The 18,257-nt window shown below is 71.3% G+C and carries 14 protein-coding genes; 6 read left to right on the top strand and 8 right to left on the bottom strand.

The features are described 5' to 3' along the window. Positions 1 to 1,885, bottom strand: a 1,885-nt coding sequence (locus E6R60_RS21520; RefSeq protein WP_168713655.1) for a homocysteine S-methyltransferase family protein, incomplete at its 3' end; no start/stop codon positions are given. A 239-nt stretch (positions 1,886 to 2,124) separates the two neighbouring features. On the opposite strand from E6R60_RS21520, the gene E6R60_RS21515 reads away from it, so the two are divergent. From E6R60_RS21515 to E6R60_RS21495, 5 genes are all read left to right on the top strand, one after another. Further along, the gene (locus E6R60_RS21515) at positions 2,125 to 2,889 is read left to right on the top strand and encodes an IclR family transcriptional regulator (RefSeq protein WP_136328263.1); all 765 of its coding nucleotides are present in this window, start codon (positions 2,125 to 2,127) and stop codon (positions 2,887 to 2,889) included. 233 nt (positions 2,890 to 3,122) lie between these two features. Then, positions 3,123 to 3,914, top strand: a complete 792-nt coding sequence (locus tag E6R60_RS21510) for an MIP/aquaporin family protein (protein WP_136328247.1) — start codon at positions 3,123 to 3,125, stop codon at positions 3,912 to 3,914. 56 nt (positions 3,915 to 3,970) lie between these two features. Further along, positions 3,971 to 5,512 (top strand): glycerol kinase GlpK, encoded by a 1,542-nt coding sequence (glpK, locus tag E6R60_RS21505; protein ID WP_136328246.1) that lies wholly within the window; start codon positions 3,971 to 3,973, stop codon positions 5,510 to 5,512. Between the two features lie 5 nt (positions 5,513 to 5,517). Then, positions 5,518 to 7,131 (top strand): glycerol-3-phosphate dehydrogenase/oxidase, encoded by a 1,614-nt coding sequence (locus E6R60_RS21500; RefSeq protein ID WP_136328245.1) that lies wholly within the window; start codon positions 5,518 to 5,520, stop codon positions 7,129 to 7,131. 131 nt (positions 7,132 to 7,262) lie between these two features. Continuing rightward, positions 7,263 to 7,934: a FadR/GntR family transcriptional regulator gene (locus E6R60_RS21495; RefSeq protein ID WP_136328244.1), complete on the top strand. Its 672-nt coding sequence runs from the start codon at positions 7,263 to 7,265 to the stop codon at positions 7,932 to 7,934. Between the two features lie 97 nt (positions 7,935 to 8,031). On the opposite strand, the gene E6R60_RS21490 is transcribed toward E6R60_RS21495, so the two are convergent. Together E6R60_RS21490 and E6R60_RS21485 are read right to left on the bottom strand one after the other, a co-directional pair. Further along, on the bottom strand, positions 8,032 to 8,811 hold the full coding sequence (locus tag E6R60_RS21490) for an SDR family oxidoreductase (RefSeq protein ID WP_136328243.1): 780 nt from the start codon (positions 8,809 to 8,811) through the stop codon (positions 8,032 to 8,034). Then, positions 8,808 to 10,142 carry an enolase C-terminal domain-like protein gene (locus E6R60_RS21485; RefSeq protein ID WP_136328242.1) on the bottom strand — a complete coding sequence of 445 codons (1,335 nt, stop codon included), beginning with the start codon at positions 10,140 to 10,142 and terminating at the stop codon, positions 8,808 to 8,810. The genes E6R60_RS21490 and E6R60_RS21485 overlap by 4 nt, the downstream gene beginning before the upstream one ends. A gap of 255 nt (positions 10,143 to 10,397) precedes the next feature. Here E6R60_RS21485 and E6R60_RS21480 point away from each other — a divergent pair, with 255 nt between their 5' ends. Then, positions 10,398 to 11,456: a PAC2 family protein gene (locus E6R60_RS21480; RefSeq protein ID WP_136328241.1), complete on the top strand. Its 1,059-nt coding sequence runs from the start codon at positions 10,398 to 10,400 to the stop codon at positions 11,454 to 11,456. Between the two features lie 57 nt (positions 11,457 to 11,513). Here the strand turns inward: E6R60_RS21480 and E6R60_RS21475 are convergent, their stop codons facing one another. The 5 genes from E6R60_RS21475 to E6R60_RS21455 form a co-directional block, all read right to left on the bottom strand. Continuing rightward, positions 11,514 to 14,564, bottom strand: a complete 3,051-nt coding sequence (locus tag E6R60_RS21475) for an NPCBM/NEW2 domain-containing protein (RefSeq protein ID WP_136328240.1) — start codon at positions 14,562 to 14,564, stop codon at positions 11,514 to 11,516. A 109-nt stretch (positions 14,565 to 14,673) separates the two neighbouring features. After that, on the bottom strand, positions 14,674 to 15,903 hold the full coding sequence (gene mshC, locus E6R60_RS21470; protein ID WP_136328239.1) for a cysteine--1-D-myo-inosityl 2-amino-2-deoxy-alpha-D-glucopyranoside ligase: 1,230 nt from the start codon (positions 15,901 to 15,903) through the stop codon (positions 14,674 to 14,676). 138 nt (positions 15,904 to 16,041) lie between these two features. Beyond that, the gene (locus E6R60_RS21465; protein ID WP_136328238.1) at positions 16,042 to 16,881 is read right to left on the bottom strand and encodes an SCO1664 family protein; all 840 of its coding nucleotides are present in this window, start codon (positions 16,879 to 16,881) and stop codon (positions 16,042 to 16,044) included. Beyond that, on the bottom strand, positions 16,845 to 17,435 hold the full coding sequence (locus E6R60_RS21460) for a DUF3090 domain-containing protein (RefSeq protein ID WP_136328237.1): 591 nt from the start codon (positions 17,433 to 17,435) through the stop codon (positions 16,845 to 16,847). Before E6R60_RS21460 ends, E6R60_RS21465 begins: the two co-directional genes overlap by 37 nt. A gap of 106 nt (positions 17,436 to 17,541) precedes the next feature. Continuing rightward, positions 17,542 to 18,255 (bottom strand): histidine phosphatase family protein, encoded by a 714-nt coding sequence (locus E6R60_RS21455; protein WP_136328236.1) that lies wholly within the window; start codon positions 18,253 to 18,255, stop codon positions 17,542 to 17,544. Positions 18,256 to 18,257: the final 2 nt, after the last annotated feature.

Raw genomic sequence — 18,257 nt, 5'->3', positions numbered from 1 at the left:
ACAGCTCCATGAGCTTTTGCAGGGGGTCATAGCCCTCGGCGCGGCGGTCGTGGATCAGGTCGTGGGCGACCTTGACCTGCTCCTGGTCCAGGCGGGCGATCGGCAGGATCTTCGAGGCGTGCACGATGGCCGAGTCGAGACCGGCCTTGACGCACTCGTCGAGGAAGACGGAGTTCAGCACCACCCGGGCGGCCGGGTTCAGGCCGAAGGAGATGTTCGACAGACCCAGCGTCGTCTGCACGTCGGGGTGGCGCTTCTTCAGCTCGCGGATCGCCTCGATGGTCGCGATGCCGTCCTTGCGGGACTCCTCCTGACCCGTGCAGATCGTGAAGGTCAGGCAGTCGATCAGGATGTCCGACTCCTGGATGCCCCAGTTCCCGGTCAGGTCCGCGATGAGCCGCTCCGCGATGGCGACCTTGTGCTCGGCGGTCCGGGCCTGGCCCTCCTCGTCGATCGTCAGGGCGATCAGCGCGGCTCCGTGCTCGGCCGCCAGCCGGGTGACCTTCACGAAACGCGACTCGGGCCCGTCCCCGTCCTCGTAGTTCACCGAGTTCAGCACCGCGCGCCCGCCCAGCTTCTCCAGCCCCGCCCGCAGCACCGGCAGCTCCGTGGAGTCCAGCACGATCGGCAGGGTGGAGGCCGTGGCGAACCGTCCGGCCAGCTCCTCCATGTCCGCCACACCGTCACGGCCCACGTAGTCGACACACAGGTCGAGCATGTGCGCGCCCTCGCGGATCTGGTCCCGGGCCATCTCCACACAGTCGTCCCAGCGCCCCTCCAGCATCGCCTCACGGAACTTCTTCGACCCGTTGGCGTTCGTCCGCTCACCGATCGCCAGGTACGAGGTGTCCTGGCGGAACGGCACGGTCTGGTAGAGCGAGGCGGCCCCGGGCTCGGGGCGCGGGTCGCGGGCCGCGGGGGTGAGGCCGCGGGCTCGCTCGACGACCTGGCGCAGGTGCTCGGGCGTCGTGCCGCAGCAGCCACCGACCAGGGACAGGCCGTAGTCGGTGATGAAGGCTTCCTGCGCGTCCGCCAGCCCCTCGGGGCCGAGCGGGAAGTGCGCCCCGTCCTTGGTCAGCACCGGCAGGCCCGCATTCGGCATGCACATCAGGGGGGTACGCGAGTGCTGGGCCAGATACCGCAGGTGCTCGCTCATCTCGGCCGGGCCCGTCGAGCAGTTCAGCCCGATCAGGTCGATGCCCAGCGGCTCCAGGGCGGTCAGGGCGGCGCCGATCTCCGAACCGAGCAGCATGACGCCGGTCGTCTCGAAGGCGAGCGAGCAGATCAGCGGCACGTCGATGCCCAGGGCGTCCATCGCCCGGCGCGCGCCGATGAGGCTGGACTTGGTCTGCAGCAGGTCCTGTGTGGTCTCCACGATCAGGGCGTCCGCGCCGCCGGCGAGCAGGCCCTCGGCGTTCTGCTGGTATCCGTCCCGCAGCACGTCGTACGCGATGTGGCCGAGCGAAGGCAGCTTGGTGCCGGGACCCACCGAGCCGAGGACCCAGCGCTGGCGACCGTCCTTCGCGGTGAACTCGTCGGCGACCTCGCGGGCGATGCGCGCGCCCGCCTCGGACAGTTCGACGATCCGGTCAGCGATCTCGTACTCGTTGGCCGCCGAGTGGTTCGCGCCGAACGTGTTCGTCTCCACGCAGTCCACGCCGACCGCGAAGTACTCCTCGTGCACCGAGCGCACGATGTCGGGCCGCGTGAGGTTCAGGATCTCGTTGCAGCCCTCGAGGTTCTCGAAGTCCTCCAGCGTGGGGTCCTGCGCCTGGAGCATGGTGCCCATGGCACCGTCGGCCACCACGACCCGGGTGGCGAGCGCCTCACGGAGGGCTTCGGCTCGGTTCCGGCTGTCGGCGGAAGGGGTCGGCAACGAGGCCATGGATGTACTCCCTGGAATGCGACGGCTGTCGGCTTTGCGGCTTCGGCGGAAGGCGCACCCGGCCAGGGTAGCCGGGCGGCGTCCCAGGACGTCACTCTGTCCCACGAATCGGACGGCATGCTGTGCGGGCGGTCGTTCCGGACTGCCGGCGTGCCGCAGAATTCCCATGCGATCGAGCACGGGTCGGCATCGACCGATAGTGTTCAGCATTGTCGAACCGAGTGGAGGAGTACGGCGCGATGGCCAAGAACATCCAGTCGCTGGAGCGGGCGGCCGCGATGCTGCGCCTGCTGGCGGGCGGTGAGCGGCGGCTGGGACTGTCCGACATCTCCTCCGCCCTGGGCCTGGCCAAGGGCACCGCACACGGCATCCTGCGCACGCTCCAGCACGAGGGCTTCGTGGAGCAGGACGCGGCCTCCGGCCGCTACCAGCTGGGCGCCGAGCTGCTGCGGCTGGGCAACAGCTATCTGGACGTCCATGAGCTCCGGGCCCGGGCGCTGGTCTGGACGGACGACCTCGCCCGCTCCAGCGGCGAGAGCGCCCACCTGGGCGTGCTGCACCAGCAGGGCGTCCTGATCGTCCACCACGTCTTCCGCCCCGACGACAGCCGCCAGGTCCTGGAGGTCGGGGCCATGCAGCCGCTGCACTCCACGGCCCTGGGCAAGGTCCTGTCGGCCTACGACCCGGTGGCCCACACGGAGGTCATGGAGGCCGAGCGGCAGTCCTTCACACCCCGCACGGTCACCGATCCGGAGGAGTTCGAGGCGATGCTCGACCTCATCCGCGCGCGGGGCTGGGCGGACGACGTGGAGGAGACCTGGGAGGGCGTGGCCGCGGTGGCCGCCCCGGTCCACGACCGGCGCCGGATGCCCGTGGGAGCCGTGGCCGTGACCGGTGCGGTGGAGCGGGTGTGCTCGGAGGGCGAGCTGCGGCCCGAGCTGGTGGCGGCGGTACGGGACTGCGCCCGGGCGGTGTCCCGGGATCTGGGCGCCAGGCGCTTCTGAGTTCTCCGCGGGACCCCTGGGTAACGATCGAGTTATAGAACACACAACCCTTGACGCCTCATTCACCGGGGAGAAACACTGCCGTTCATCGGTCGGCATTGTCGAACGCCTAACGGAAATACGCGTTAGGGTGTGTGACAGTGCAAGGGCCGGCAACGCCCTCACCTGAGGGCGCGGACCACCGGAGGGACCCGGGGTTCGGCTTCCCTGGACGAAGGACAAAGGAGTCGCGGGTGTCCAGCTCCGACATCTTCATCGGCGAGACCATCGGTACCGCCGTACTCATCCTGCTCGGCGTCGGTGTCTGTGCCGCCGTCACGCTCAAGCACTCGAAGGCACAGAACGCCGGCTGGCTCGCCATCACCTTCGGGTGGGGCTTCGCGGTGCTGACCGCCGCGTACCTGGCCGGCGGCGTGTCCGGAGCGCATCTCAACCCGGCCGTCACCATCGGTCTCGCGATCGAGGGCGGAACCAAGTGGAGCGACGTACCGCTCTACCTCGGCTCCCAGCTGTTCGGTGCGATGCTCGGCGCGGCGCTGGTCTGGCTGGCCTACTACGGACAGTTCCGGGCGCATCTCACCGATCCGGAGGTCCTGAGCAGCCATACGGGTGAGGAGGGCCTGGTCGACAAGGCCGCCGCCCCCCAGGCCGGACCGGTGCTCGGCGTCTTCTCCACGGGTCCCGAGATCCGCAACGCCGTCCAGAACGTCGTCACCGAGGTCATCGCCACGGTCGTGCTGGTCCTGGCGATCCTCACCCAGGGCCTCAACGACGGCGGCAACGGCCTCGGCACGCTCGGCGCACTGATCACCTCCCTGGTGGTCGTCTCCATCGGTCTCTCGCTCGGCGGCCCGACGGGCTACGCGATCAACCCGGTTCGCGATCTCGGTCCGCGTATCGTGCACGCGCTGCTTCCGCTGCCGAACAAGGGCGGATCCGACTGGGGTTACGCCTGGATCCCCGTCGTCGGACCGCTCATCGGCGGCGCGATCGCCGGCGGGCTCTACAACCTCGCGTTCGCGTGAGCGACCGAGCCCGCAGCCGTCACCCCCACGACCACACAGACTTCCGGGAGCACACCGTGACCGACGCACACACCACCGGCACCCACGGCACCGGGCCGTTCATCGCGGCCATCGACCAGGGCACCACCTCCAGCCGCTGCATCGTCTTCGACAAGGACGGCCGGATCGTCTCCGTCGACCAGAAGGAGCACGAGCAGATCTTCCCCAAGCCGGGCTGGGTCGAGCACAACGCGACCGAGATCTGGGAGAACGTCCAGGAGGTCGTGGCGGGCGCCATCGTCAAGGCCGGCATCACCGCCGCCGACGTGAAGGCCATCGGCATCACCAACCAGCGCGAGACCACGCTGCTCTGGGACAAGCACACCGGTGAGCCCGTCCACAACGCCCTCGTCTGGCAGGACACCCGCACCGACGCGCTCTGCAAGGAGCTCGGCCGCAACGTGGGGCAGGACCGGTTCCGCCGCGAGACCGGGCTGCCGCTCGCCTCGTACTTCGCCGGCCCCAAGGTCCGCTGGCTGCTCGACAACGTCGAGGGCCTGCGCGAGCGCGCCGAGCGCGGCGACATCCTCTTCGGCACCATGGACTCCTGGGTCATCTGGAACCTGACCGGCGGCACCGACGGCGGCGTCCACGTCACCGACGTCACCAACGCCTCGCGCACCCTCCTGATGAACCTGCACTCCATGACGTGGGACGAGAAGATCCTCTCCTCCATGCAGATCCCGGCGGCCCTGCTGCCCGAGATCCGGTCCTCGGCGGAGGTGTACGGCAACGCCAAGGGCGGCGTGCTCGACGGCGTGCCGGTCGCCTCGGCGCTCGGCGACCAGCAGGCCGCGCTGTTCGGCCAGACGTGTTTCGCCGAGGGCGAGGCCAAGTCCACGTACGGCACCGGCACCTTCATGCTGATGAACACCGGCGAGACGCCCGTCAACTCCTACAACGGGCTGCTGACCACGGTCGGCTACCGGATCGGCGACCAGAAGGCGGTCTACGCCCTGGAGGGCTCGATCGCCGTCACCGGTTCGCTGGTGCAGTGGATGCGCGACCAGATGGGCCTGATCCAGTCCGCCGCCGAGATCGAGACCCTGGCCTCGTCGGTCGAGGACAACGGCGGCGCGTACTTCGTGCCGGCCTTCTCGGGCCTCTTCGCCCCGTACTGGCGCCCCGACGCCCGCGGCGTCATCGCGGGCCTCACCCGCTACGTCACCAAGGCGCACATCGCCCGTGCCGTGCTCGAGGCCACCGCCTGGCAGACCCGCGAGATCAGCGACGCCATGACCAAGGACTCCGGCGTCGAGCTGACCGCGCTCAAGGTCGACGGCGGAATGACCTCCAACAACCTGCTGATGCAGACGCTCGCCGACTTCCTGGACGCACCCGTGGTGCGCCCGATGGTCGCCGAGACCACCTGCCTCGGCGCCGCCTACGCCGCCGGCCTGGCCGTCGGCTTCTGGCCGGACACCGACGCGCTGCGCGCCAACTGGCGCCGGGCCGCCGAGTGGACCCCCCGCATGGACGCGGACACCCGCGCCCGCGAGTACAAGAGCTGGCTCAAGGCCGTGGAACGGACCATGGGCTGGCTGGACGACGAGGAGTAGACAACATGACCACCCTGCAGAGCGTCCCCGCCCTCGGGACGCATCCGGCCTCCGGCTCCCTTCCGAGCCGTGCCGAGACTCGGGAGCAGCTCTCCAAGGCGACGTACGACCTCCTGGTGATCGGTGGCGGCATTCTGGGCATCTCCACTGCCTGGCACGCCGCGCAGTCCGGGCTGCGGGTGGCTCTGGTGGACGCCGGCGACTTCGCCGGCGCCACCTCCTCCGCCTCCTCCAAGCTGCTCCACGGCGGTCTGCGCTACCTGCAGACCGGCGCGGTGAAGCTGGTCGCGGAGAACCACTTCGAGCGCCGTGCGGTATCGCGTCAGGTGGCCCCCCACCTGGCCAATCCGCTCACCTTCTACCTCCCCGTGTACAAGGGCGGGCCGCACGGCGCGGCGAAGCTCGGCGCGGGCGTGTTCGCCTACTCGGCGCTGTCCGCCTTCGGCGACGGCGTCGGGCACGTGATCAGCCCGGCGAAGGCGCGGCGCGATGTGCCGGAGCTGCGTACGGACAACCTGAAGGCCGTCGCGGTGTACGGCGACGACCAGATGAACGACGCGCGGATGGCGCTGATGACGGTCCGCGCGGCCGTCGACGCGGGGGCGACCGTCCTCAACCACGCGGCGGTGACCGGTCTGCGGTTCACCAAGGGCCGGGTGACGGGCGCGGACCTCCAGGACCGTCAGGACGGCACGGAGTTCGGCGTCACCGCCCGGCTGGTGCTGAACGCCACCGGTCCGTGGGTCGACCACCTGCGGAAGATGGAGGACCCGGACGCGGCGCCCTCGATACGCCTGTCCAAGGGCGCGCACCTGGTGCTCAAGCGCACCCGCCCGTGGAAGGCCGCGCTGGCCACGCCCATCGACAAGTACCGCATCACGTTCGCCCTGCCGTGGGAGGACATGCTGCTGCTCGGTACGACCGACGAGGAGTACGAGGGCGATCCGGCGGACGTCGCGGTGACCGAGAAGGACACCGCGCAGATCCTGGACGAGGCGGCGTTCTCGATCCGGGACCAGCAGCTGTCGCGCGATCTGATCACGTACTCCTTCGCGGGGCTGCGGGTGCTGCCCGGCGGTCCCGGTGACACGTCCAAGGCCAAGCGCGAGACGGTCGTGACCGAGGGACGGGGCGGGATGCTGTCCGTCGCGGGCGGCAAGTGGACCACGTTCCGCCACATCGGCCGTACGGTGATGAACAAGCTGGCCGCGCTGCCGGGGCACCCCCTGGCCGAGGACATGGAGCCGATGGCCCGGCTGCCGAGGAAGCTCCCGCTGCCGGGTATCGCCAACCCGAACGCGGTCGCGCACCGGCTGCTCGTCGACGGCGGTACGCCCGGTCCGCGGATGTCGGCCGACACGGCGCGGCACCTGGCCACGCACTACGGTTCGCTGTCCTTCGACATCGCCCGGCTGGCCAACGAGAACCCGGCGCTCGCCGAGCGCATCCACCCCGACGCGCCGGAGATCTGGGCACAGGTCGCCTACGCGCGTGACCACGAGTGGGCCGAGACCGCGGACGACGTGCTGCGGCGCCGGACGACGCTGACGATCCGGGGCCTGGCGACGGACGAGATCCGGGCCGGCGTCGAGTCGGTGCTGGGCGACCGCAGGAGCTGAGCCATCGGGGAGGGGGCGGCGTCCATGGACGCCGCCCCCTCTTCCGTGTCTGCCGGGTTGCTCCGATGGGCGCACCGTCCCTCCGAGGGGACGCATAATGGTCCGATACATCGGATGTCTGGAGGTCGCCCATGGCTGTCACTGACGAGGCCATCGAGAAGATCAAGGGAATGATCGTCTCGGGTGCGCTACGGCCCGGCGATCGTCTCCCCAAGGAGAGCGAACTCGCCGCGGAGCTCGGCCTGTCCCGCAACTCGCTGCGGGAGGCGGTGCGCGCCCTGTCGCTGATCCGCATTCTCGATGTGCGTCAGGGCGACGGCACGTATGTCACCAGTCTCGATCCCCAGTTGCTGCTGGAGGCGCTGAGCTTCGTGGTGGACTTCCACCGCGACGACACGGTGCTGGAGTTCCTGGCGGTCCGCCGGATCCTGGAGCCCGCGGCGACCGCGATGGCGGCGAGCCGGATCAGCGAGGAGCAACTGGCCGTGCTGAGCGCCCAGCTGGACGCTCTGGGCGAGCACCCCTCGGTCGAGGAGCTGGTGGCCTGCGATCTGGAGTTCCACCGCGGCATCGTGCAGTCGTCCGGCAACTCGGTGCTCTGCTCGCTGCTCGACGGCCTTTCGGGTCCGACGACCCGGGCGCGGGTCTGGCGCGGTCTGACCCAGGAGGACGCGGTGAGCCGCACGCTCCACGAGCACCGGGCGATCGTCTCGGCGCTGCGGGACCGGGACGCGGAGGCCGCACGGGCCTGGGCGACGGTGCACGTGGCGAGCGTGGAGCAGTGGCTGCGGTCGACGCTGTAGGCCGCGGCCGGGCGGCCCGGGGCGACGCCCCGGACCCGTCCTCGGACGCCGGAGGGGCACACCCGGCCCGTCCGGCGTCCGGGTTCCCGCCGTGGGGTCAGCTGCCGGCGGGGCGCAGCCGCAGCCCCTGCATTCCCCCGTCGACGGCCAGTGCCGTGCCCGTGACGGAGGCCGCGGCGGGGCTCGCGAGGTAGAGGATGGCGGCGGCCACCTCGTCGGCCGAGACGAGCCGGCCCAGGGGCTGGCGGGCGTTGAGGGCCGCGCGTTCGGCGGCCGGGTCGTCGGCCAGGCCGAGCAGCCGGCCGATCCACGGGGTGTCCGCCGTCCCGGGGTTGACGCAGTTGACGCGGATGCCCTCGCGGACGTGGTCGGCGGCCATGGCCAGCGTCAGGGACAGGACGGCGCCCTTGCTCGCGCTGTACAGGGCCCGTTGGGGCAGCCCCGCGGTCGCGGCGATCGAGCAGGTGTGGGTGACCGACACGGCGCCGGGGCGGTCGGCCGCGGCTCTGCGCAGGTGCGGCAGCGCGTACCGGGCGGTGCGGACCATGCCCAGGACGTTGATGTCCAGGACCCGGGCCCATTCGTCGTCGTCGTTGTCCTCGACGGTGCCGATGGCGCCGATGCCCGCGTTGGACACCAGCGTGTGCAGGGAGCCCAGTTCGGCGGCCGCCCGGTCGACGGCCTCGCGGACGGCGTCGTCGTCCGTGACGTCCGCCTCCAGGGCGAGGACGCCCTCGGGGGCGCCCGCGGTCTCCCGGTCGAGGATCGCGACGCGCGCCCCGCGTCCGGCCAACTGGTTCGCGACGGCGGCCCCGATGCCGGAGGCTCCGCCCGTCACCAGGGCGTTCATTCCCTCGAAGTCGCGTGTGCCGGTCATCGGCCGTCCTCCTCGTCGGTGCGGCGGGCCTGCCATACGGGGCCCTCCGGATAGCGGTGTGCGGCGATCGATTCGGGACGCATCCGGGCGGAGAAGCCCGGCGCCGCCGGGGCGGCGTAGCGCCCGGCCTCGATCACGGCGGGGTCCACGAAGTGTTCGTGGAGGTGGTCGACGTACTCGATCACCCGGTCCTCCCACGTACCCGACACGGCCACGTAGTCGAACATCGAGAGGTGCTGGACCAGCTCGCACAGTCCGACGCCGCCCGCGTGCGGGCAGACGGGCACGCCGAACTTGGCGGCGAGCAGCAGGATCGCCAGGTTCTCGTTGACTCCGGCGACGCGTGCCGCGTCGATCTGGACGAAGTCGACGGCTCCCGCCTGGAGCAGCTGCTTGAACACGACGCGGTTGGCGACGTGCTCGCCGGTGGCGACCTTGACCGGCTGGGCGGCGCGCACGGCCGCGTGGCCGAGGATGTCGTCGGGGCTGGTGGGCTCCTCGATCCAGTGCGGGTCGTACGGCGCCAGCGCGGTCATCCACTCCACCGCACCGGCGACGTCCCAGCGCTGGTTGGCGTCGACGGCGATCCGCACCTCGGAGCCGACGGCGGCCCGGGCCAGCGCGAGCCTGCGGACGTCGTCGCCGACGTCGCCCCCGACCTTCAGCTTGATCTGGGTGAAGCCGTCGGCGACGGCCTCCTTCGCCAGCCGGACCAGTTTGTCGTCGGAGTAGCCGAGCCAGCCGGGCGAGGTGGTGTAGGCCGGGTACCCCTCGGTGCGCAGCCGCTCCGCGCGTGCGGCCCGGCCGGGCTCGGCGGCGCGCAGGATCGCGAGCGCCTCCTCGGGGGTGAGGGCGTCGGTGAGGTACCGGAAGTCGACGAGGGAGACGAGCTCCTCCGGCGTCATCCCGGCCAGGAACTCCCAGACGGGTCGGCCCGCGTACCTGGCCGCCAGGTCCCAGGCGGCGTTGACGACCGCGCCGGCCGCCATGTGCATCACGCCCTTCTCGGGGCCCAGCCAGCGCAGTTGCGAATCGTGGGTGAGGTCGCGGTACAGCGCGCCGAGGCCGGCCGCGGTGCGGGGCGCCGGACGCCCGATCAGATGGGGCCGCAGCGCCTCGATCGCGGCCGCCATCACCTCGTTGCCCCGCCCGATGGTGAAACAGAAGCCATGCCCCTCCATGCCGCCGGCACCCTCTCCGCCCTCGGTCCGCAGCACGACGTAGGCGGCCGAGTAGTCGGGATCGGGGTTCATGGCGTCCGAGCCGTCCAGTTGTTCCGAGGTCGGAAAACGGATGTCGTGGACCTCGAAGTCCGTGACGGTCTGACTCATGTGCGCCCCCAGGGGAAATAACATCGGACCTCTGCTCTGGTCATCCGATGTATAGCGCCCTGAAGCCGCCAACGTCCAGCGCTGACCGGAAACTGGACCCTCACAGCTCGGATGTATGACCGGTCCGATGTCCGGCTTCGGACGGCGCTGCATCCCCTCGGCCGGTTCGACCCCACCGTGCGCAAGGGCTGCGGCGGGAGTGACGGGAACCCTTAAGGTTGTTCCGTACGCAAGGAACTTCGGAAGGAGGCCTGGGTGATCGAGCTCGAGGGGGTTCCCGAGCTGATCGACCCGGTCATGGTGGCCGCGTTCGAGGGGTGGAACGACGCAGGTGACGCCGCCTCCACGGCGGTCGCGCACCTGGACCGGGAATGGAAGGGCGAGGTGTTCGCGGCGCTGGACGCCGAGGACTACTACGACTTCCAGGTCAACCGCCCCACGGTCTGGCTGGACGGCGGGGTGCGCAAGATCACCTGGCCGACGACCCGGCTCTCCGTGGTCCGCATCCGCGGCGACAAGCCACGCGATCTCGTCCTGGTCCGGGGCATCGAGCCGTCGATGCGCTGGCGCTCGTTCTGCAACGAGATCCTGGGCTTCGCCCACGAACTGGGCGTCGAGATGGTGGTGGTGCTCGGCGCGCTGCTCGGCGACACCCCGCACACCCGGCCGGTGCCGGTCAGCGGAGTCACCTCGGATCCGGATCTGGCACGCACCATGGACCTGGAAGAGACCAAGTACGAGGGGCCGACCGGCATCGTCGGCATCCTCCAGGAAGCGTGCACGCACGCGGGTGTGCCCGCGGTGAGCCTGTGGGCGGCCGTGCCGCACTACGTCTCGCAGCCGCCCAACCCGAAGGCCACCCTGGCGCTGCTGAACCGCCTGGAGGACCTTCTCGGGCTGCGCATCCCGCTGGGTGAACTGCCCGAGGACGCCCGCGCCTGGCAGGTCGGGGTCGACCAGCTCGCCGCCGAGGACAGCGAGGTGGCGGAGTACGTGCAGACGCTGGAGGAGGCCCGGGACACCGCGGAGCTTCCCGAGGCCAGCGGCGAGGCCATCGCCCGGGAGTTCGAGCGCTATCTGCGCCGCCGGGATCCCGGACCGGGCCAGGCCACGGGCGGGCATGCCACGGAGAGCGGTGAGGGCCCGTATCTGCGGGACCCGTCGAGCGGCCGGAGCAGGCCGCCGAAGCCGCCCAGGCCCGAGACCGGCCCCGGGAAGAGCTCCCCGCCGGCCGGCGGTTCCGCGAGCGGCGGACCGCAGGAGCCGCCTCAGGACCCTTCGGAGGACCCTCCGGGCGATCCCTCGGAGGACTGAAACGGGCGGCGCGGAGCCGGGCGGTCACGCACCCGCCCGGCTCCGCGCCGCCGGCGTTCAGGAACAGACGAAGCGCGCCGCGCCCCAGTCCCCGTGGTCACCGGTCTTGGACCCGTTGGTGTCCGTGACCTTCAGACGCACGTGCCGGGCGCCGTCGAGCGGCACGTCGACCGGCACCGTCGCCGACGCCCCGGTCACCTTGGGCGAGGTCCACAGGACCTTGCCGTCGGCCTCCACGGAGAACGCCACCTCGCCGTAGCCGTTGATCTCGTCGTCGATCCCGGCGTCGGCGGTGAACTTCGAGCACCGGCCGCCGAGGTAGACCTCGATGCCGGAGTCGGCGTGGGTGCCGATCCCCTTCTCGTACACCTTCCCGGCCAGCGTCAGCGGGTGCCCGTCGGAAGCGCCCGATTCGCCGTTGCTGCGGTCCCGCTCCGCCGGCCCGTACCCGTTGACGGAGGTCAGCCACTCCAGGTCGCTCGCCCATGCCTCACCGGTGGGCGGCGCGGGCATCACCGCGGCCGCGATGCGCTGGAGGGCCGTGCGGGACTCGCCCGCGGACCGGTAGCGCGTGAGCGCGGTGATCCGCGCCTCCCCCGCCTTCGCGTCCTTCGGCGGGGTGACCCGCACCTCGACCCGCCGGGTGGTGCCGGCCGCGATCCGGTCCACGGTCGCGGCCGGCGTCGCCCGCCAGCCCTCGGGGACGTCGAGCGAGACCTCGGCGTCCGTCACATCGGCCGTGCCCGCGGTGACGTCCACGGCGACGGTGCCCGTGGCGCCCGCACCGATCTCCTGCCCCTGGGGCGCGGAGAGCGTGGCGTTCGCGGCGGCTCGGCGACCGCCGACCGCGCTGGTGTTCTCCAGCTTCACGGAGAACTCCTGGCCCGTGGACAGCGGTGCGGTCCTGATCTTCACCACGCCGCCGCGGTCGTCGCGGTCGTACCACCAGCCCTGCTTCGCCGAGGCGTAGGCGGCGGCCGAGTCCAGCCGGGGCAGCGTGCCCTTGAGGTTCACCGCACTCGGCGCGGAGCCGGTGTGCACGCTGAACTCGTACGGCCGGCGGCTCTGCTTGCCGGTGAACTTCCCCTCGCTCGCACCGATGTTCACGGTGACGTCGCCCGCGCCCGCGGCCGGTGCCCGGACGTCGGCCCGCTGGGTGGCGTACGCGCCGTCACGGTGCTGCCGGGTCACGCCGTCGTCCTCGTACAGCGTGAAGGAGGAGCGGCCCTGCGGATAGACGTCCCAGGCGAGCGGGGAGGCCGCGGTGCGGTCCTTGTACGAGCGGATGCCCGGCCACATCGGCACGGCCGCCCCGGCCCTGACGAACAGCGGCAGGGTGTCGAGCGGAGCGCTGTAGTCGTCGACCGTGACCGGCCCCTCGTAGGTCCGGCCGCTCCAGTAGTCGGTCCAGGTGCCCTTCGGCAGATAGATGCCGTCGCGCTCGGTGCTGTCCCGGTAGACGGGGGCGACCAGGAAGTCCTCACCGGACATGAACTCGTACTTCGCCGCGTCGGTCGCCGCCTTCGGGTCGTCCGGGTACTCCAGCACCAGCGGGCGGACCATGCCCACCCCGGTCTTGGTCGCCTCGTGGGCGTAGGAGTACTGGTAGGGCAGCAGCGACTCCTTGAGCTTGAGGTAGTCGCGGTTGACCGACGTGTACGGCTCCCCGTAGCGGAAGGGCTGCTTGTCGCTGGCCGCCCAGCCGTCCATCGTCATCGTGGTGCCCAGGAACATCTTCCACTGGAGGTCGCGGGTGTACGTCTTGGCGCTGCCGCCGAAGATGCCGTCGACGTCGCCCGTGGTGTAGGCGAGGCCGGACATCGTGGCGCCCGCGTAGGTCGGGATCTGCCAGCGGATGTAGTCCCAGGTGCCGTACTGGTCGCCGGACCACTGGACGCCGCAGCGCTGGGCTCCGGACCAGCTCTCGGGGGCGTAGGTGAAGCCCCGGGCGTCGCTGTTGTCCTCGATGCCCTTGTAGGCGTCCTTGCAGCCGTCCAGGGCGAACTTGTAGCCCTCTCCGACCCAGGCCACGTCCAGCTTGGCCACGCGCTGGCCGGCCTTGACCTGGTCGGCGATCTTCTCGATGCCGTCCTCGGTCCACAGGCCGAGCTCCATGTCACGGTCCTTCAGGCCCTCGGCGGTCGCCGCGAGGTCCTCGTATCCGCAGCCGTATCCGTCGTTCACGAGCATCCAGCCGTTGGGCATGTCGTGCTCGACGTAGCCGTCGGCGACCTTCAGCGCGTCCAGGGTGCGGCGCTCACCGCGGTTGGCGTTGTGGAGGTAGCAGTCGGAGTCGCCCATCTCCAGTCCGTACACCGGCGGCATGAACGGTTTGCCGGTGAGCTCCGTGTACCGGCCGATGACGTCCTTGGCGCTGTCGCCCGCGAAGTAGTAGGCGTCGAAGCGGTGTTCCTGCTCGGTCGTGGTCACCGGGTCGGTGAACGCGTAGGTGCCGGGGGCGAAGGTGTTGCGGAAGACGCCGTAGCCGGCCGACGAGAGGTAGAACGGCACCGAGTTGGGGTGCCCGCCGTCGTTCCAGTCGTAGTCGACGCCCACCTCGACGGTCTTGTCCCGGTGCGAGGTGTTGCCGCGGCCGTTCTGCATGCCGGCGCCGTAGAACTGCTCGTCGGCGCCGCGGGCCAGCGTCTGGGTCGTCTTCTCGCCGTCCCAGCTCAGTCCCTTCGCCTCGGACCAGACCTGGCTGCCGTCGGCCCGGTACAGGGCGAAGCGCAGGGGCGACTTGTAGGCACGCAGGGTGACGTCGCCCGTGGAGAGGTCGTAGCGGTCGCTCCGCTCCTTCCACCGGGTGCGCGGCGGGGCGCCCTGCGGCAGGACGATGGCGTCGCCGGCGGGGTCCTCGAACGTTCCGTCCGGGGCGAGTTCGATACGGAAGGTCTCCTCGGACACGAAGCTGACGCGGACCTTCGCGGCCCCCGCGCTCAGCCGGTAGACGGGTCCGTCGGCCGTGAAGCCGGTGAGATCGCCGACCGTCGTGCCGGCGGCTTCGGCCGCGTCCGCCGCCTGCGCGCTGCCTGGCCCCGAGACTGCGGCGAGCAGACCCAGCAGCGCTGCAACTACTGCCCCTCTGATGCGCGTTGTTGATTGCATAGAGTGCTTTTAGCGCAGCACCAAGCATTTGACCATGGACAAAACGGAACCGGCCCCGAACTTCATCAAGAAGTTCGGGGCCGGTGAACGGGCGTCGTACGGCGGACGGTTACAGCGCGACACCGAGCAGGGCGTCGACGGTGCGCGAGACGAGACCCGGCGCACCCTCGTCCGTCCCGCCCTCCGCGGTCTGCCGCTCGGCCCAGCGGTCCACGGCCGCCAGCGCGGCCGGGGCGTCCAGGTCGTCGGCGAGGGCCTCACGGACCTCCTCGACCAGCGCGTCGGCGGACAGCCCGTCGGGCCGGGAGACGGCCGCGCGCCACCGTGCGAGCCGGGCCACGGCGTCGGCGAGCACCTGGTCGGTCCACTCCCAGTCGGAGCGGTAGTGGTGCGAGAGCAGCGCGAGGCGGATCGCGGCCGGGTCCACCCCGTCGCGGCGCAGGGCCGAGACGAAGACGAGGTTGCCCTTCGACTTGGACATCTTCTCGCCGTTCAGGCCGACCATGCCGGCGTGCACGTACGCCTGGGCGAACGGGTGCTCGCCGGTCAGCACCTGGGCGTGCGAGGCGCCCATCTCGTGGTGCGGGAAGGCGAGGTCGGAGCCGCCTCCCTGGACGTCGAAGCCCATGCCGAGGTGGTCGAGGGCGATGGCCACGCACTCGATGTGCCAGCCGGGCCGGCCGGCGCCGAGCGAGGCCCCGTCCCAGCTCGGCTCGCCCTCGCGGGCGGCCATCCAGAGCATCGGGTCGAGCGGGTTCTTCTTGCCCGGGCGGTCCGGGTCGCCGCCGCGTTCGGCGGAGAGCAGCCGCATCGCCTCGGCGTCGAGGTGGGAGACCCCGCCGAAGTGCGGGTCGGTGTCGACGGAGAAGTACACGTCGCCGTCGAGTTCGTAGGCGGCGCCCGCGTCCCGGAGCCGTTCGACGAGCGGCACGATGCCGGGTATCGCCTCGACGGCTCCGATGTAGTGCTGCGGCGGGAGCATGCGCAGGGCGGTCATGTCCTCACGGAACAGGGCCGTCTCGCGCTCGGCGAGCTCGGTCCAGTCCTGTCCGTCGCGCACGGCCCGCTCCAGCAAGGGGTCGTCCACGTCGGTCACGTTCTGGACATAGTGAACCTGCCGCTTGGTGTCGAGCCACACGCGCTGAACGAGGTCGAACGCGTTGTAGGTCGCCGCATGACCCATATGGGTCGCGTCGTACGGCGTGATGCCGCAGACATAGATGCGGGCGACGGGACCGGGGTCAAGGGTGATCCGTCCGCCGGTCGCGGTGTCGTGGATCCGAAGGTCGCGGCCCTTGCCAGGCAGGGCGGGGACCTCAGAAGCGGGCCAGGCATGCATGCCACGAGCGTAACCGGACGCGGCTTCCGGATACGAACCGGAGGGGGGATCCTGACCGAAGAGGCACTCTTGCGTCCCGGCCCGGAAGATGCATGCCCCCGTCCTTCCGGGGCCCCGCCGGCCGTCACCGCGGCTTGATCACACCGGTGGCCACGGGATGGCCGGCCACTCACCGCTCGGCTCGCGGTGCACCCCCGTCGCCCGCAGGGCCGCCACCCGGGCCCGCAGGGCCTCGATCTCGGCGGAGGTGATCAGTTCCCCCAGCCGGGTGACCAGCGCGGCCCCCGGCTCCAGTTCCGCGGCCAGCCGGTCCAGCACCTCGACGGCCTCCGCCGGCAGCGGCTCCCCCGCCCAGCCCCACAGCAGCGTGCGCAGCTTGTCGTCCGCGTGGAAGGTCACGCCGTGATCGATGCCGTACAGCCGGCCGTCGGGTGCCGGCAGCAGGTGGCCGCCCTTGCGGTCGCCGTTGTTGATCACCGCGTCGAGGACCGCGAGCCGTCGCAGCCGGGGATCGTCCCGGTGGACCAGCAGGGCCGTCTTCCCCTCCGCCACCTCGGCGAGGGCCACGGGCTTCCAGCCCTCGCCCGGCTCCTCGTCCTCGACGAGCGCGAGCAGCCCGGGGGCGTCGTCGTCCTGCGGTGCCGCCTCGATCCAGAGCTGGCACATGCCCTGGCCGTACGGCCCGTCCCGGAGCACGGTCGGGGGCACCAGACCCCATCCCGTCGCCTCGGAGACCTCGTAGGCGGCCACCTCGCGCTGGGCGAGGGTGCCGTCGGGGAAGTCCCACAGGGGCTGTTCGCCCGCCACGGGCTTGTAGACGCAGTGCGCCTCCTCGCCCTCGTACGCGACGGAGCAGTACAGCACCGCGTTGGACGCCCCCCGGACCTGCCCGAGGACCGTGAGCCGCCCCTTGCCGAGCAGGGTGATCAGCTCGCCGCCGGTCAGGCGCCGCGACGGTATCCGTTCTGACGCGGGCATACGTGTCCTTCCGGATCGAGCGGCAGGCTGCACAGGGGGCACGGGGGGCGGCCGGCGTTCACGACGTCCAGGGCGCGTTTGGCGAAGGCGCGGGCCTGCGCCCCGCTGAGCCGGACCCGGAGCATCGGCGGGCCGTTCTCCTCGTCCTGGAGCAGCCGCTCCTCCGCCTCCGCGAGGTCCTCGACGGAGTCCGCGTCCAGTTCGACCAGGGCCTGCGCCTCCACGATCATGCGCTGTTCGTCGCCGTCCCAGGCCAGCGCCATGGTGCCGACGCGGAACTCCTCCTCGACGGGGACGTCGAGCGGAGCGGTGTCCGTGACGTCCATCGGGGCCACGGCCGGCACGGGCGAGTTGCCGCCGGTGCGCCGCACCACTTCGTCGAGCAGTTCGTCGACCCGCTCGGCGAGCGCGGCGACTTGGGTCTTCTCCAGGGCAACGCTGGTGACACGTCCGCCTGAGGATGCCTGCAGGAAGAACGTACGACGTCCAGGCAGCCCGACCGTACCGGCCACGAAACGGTCCGGGGGGTCGTAGAGGAACACCTGACGGGACACGTCCTGTCTCCCTTGAGATCGACGGCATATGAGGGTCGGCCGGGCCTTCCCGGGAGAGTCTCCCGGGAAGGCGTCCACGGCGCGTCCACCCTACTGTGCGGAGCGATCACGGTGCCCCAGCGCCGCCCCCGACCGCCGCGTCCCCTTCGCCGCCGGCCGCCCCGGCGCTTTCGTCGGGGGCCGGTTCGCGGGGCGCCAGCGAGGACAGGTCGCCGGTGTCGCCGAGCCGGAGCAGAAACGGGCGCAGCCTGGTGTAGCGGATCGCCGTGACGGAACAGGGGTCGGCGTGGACGCGCTGGAAGAGGTCCAGGTGCATGCCGAGGGCGTCGGCGACGAGGGACTTGATGATGTCCCCGTGGGAGCACATCACGTAGACGGCGTTCTCGCCGTGCTCCGCCTCGATCCTGGTGTTCCAGTCACGTACGGCGTCGACGGCGCGCGCCTGCATCGCCCGCATCGACTCACCGCCGGGGAACGCCGCGGCGGACGGGTGCTGCTGCACGACCGTCATCAGCGGCTCGTCGGTGAGCTCCGCCAGCTTGCGTCCCGACCAGTCGCCGTAGTCGCACTCGCTGATCCGCTCCTCGATGTGTAGCGCCAGCCCCGGCCGGGCGTCGAGCAGCGGCCGGAGCGTCTCGCGGCAGCGCTGCAGCGGGCTGCTGACCGCGGCGGCGAGGGGCAGAGCCGCCAGCCGTGCGGGGAGTGCGGCGGCCTGCTCGGCACCGCGCTCGTCGAGCGCGACACCGGGGGTCCGGCCGGCGAGCACCCCGGCGGTGTTGGCCGTGGAGCGTCCGTGGCGTACGAGGATCAGGGTCGGCATAC

The sequence above is a fragment of the Streptomyces sp. A0642 genome (genome assembly GCF_004795105.1).
Taxonomy (GTDB): Bacteria; Actinomycetota; Actinomycetes; order Streptomycetales; family Streptomycetaceae; genus Streptomyces.
The sequence above is the reverse complement of the archived record's forward strand: the minus strand, read 5'-3'. Positions and strand labels throughout refer to the sequence as shown.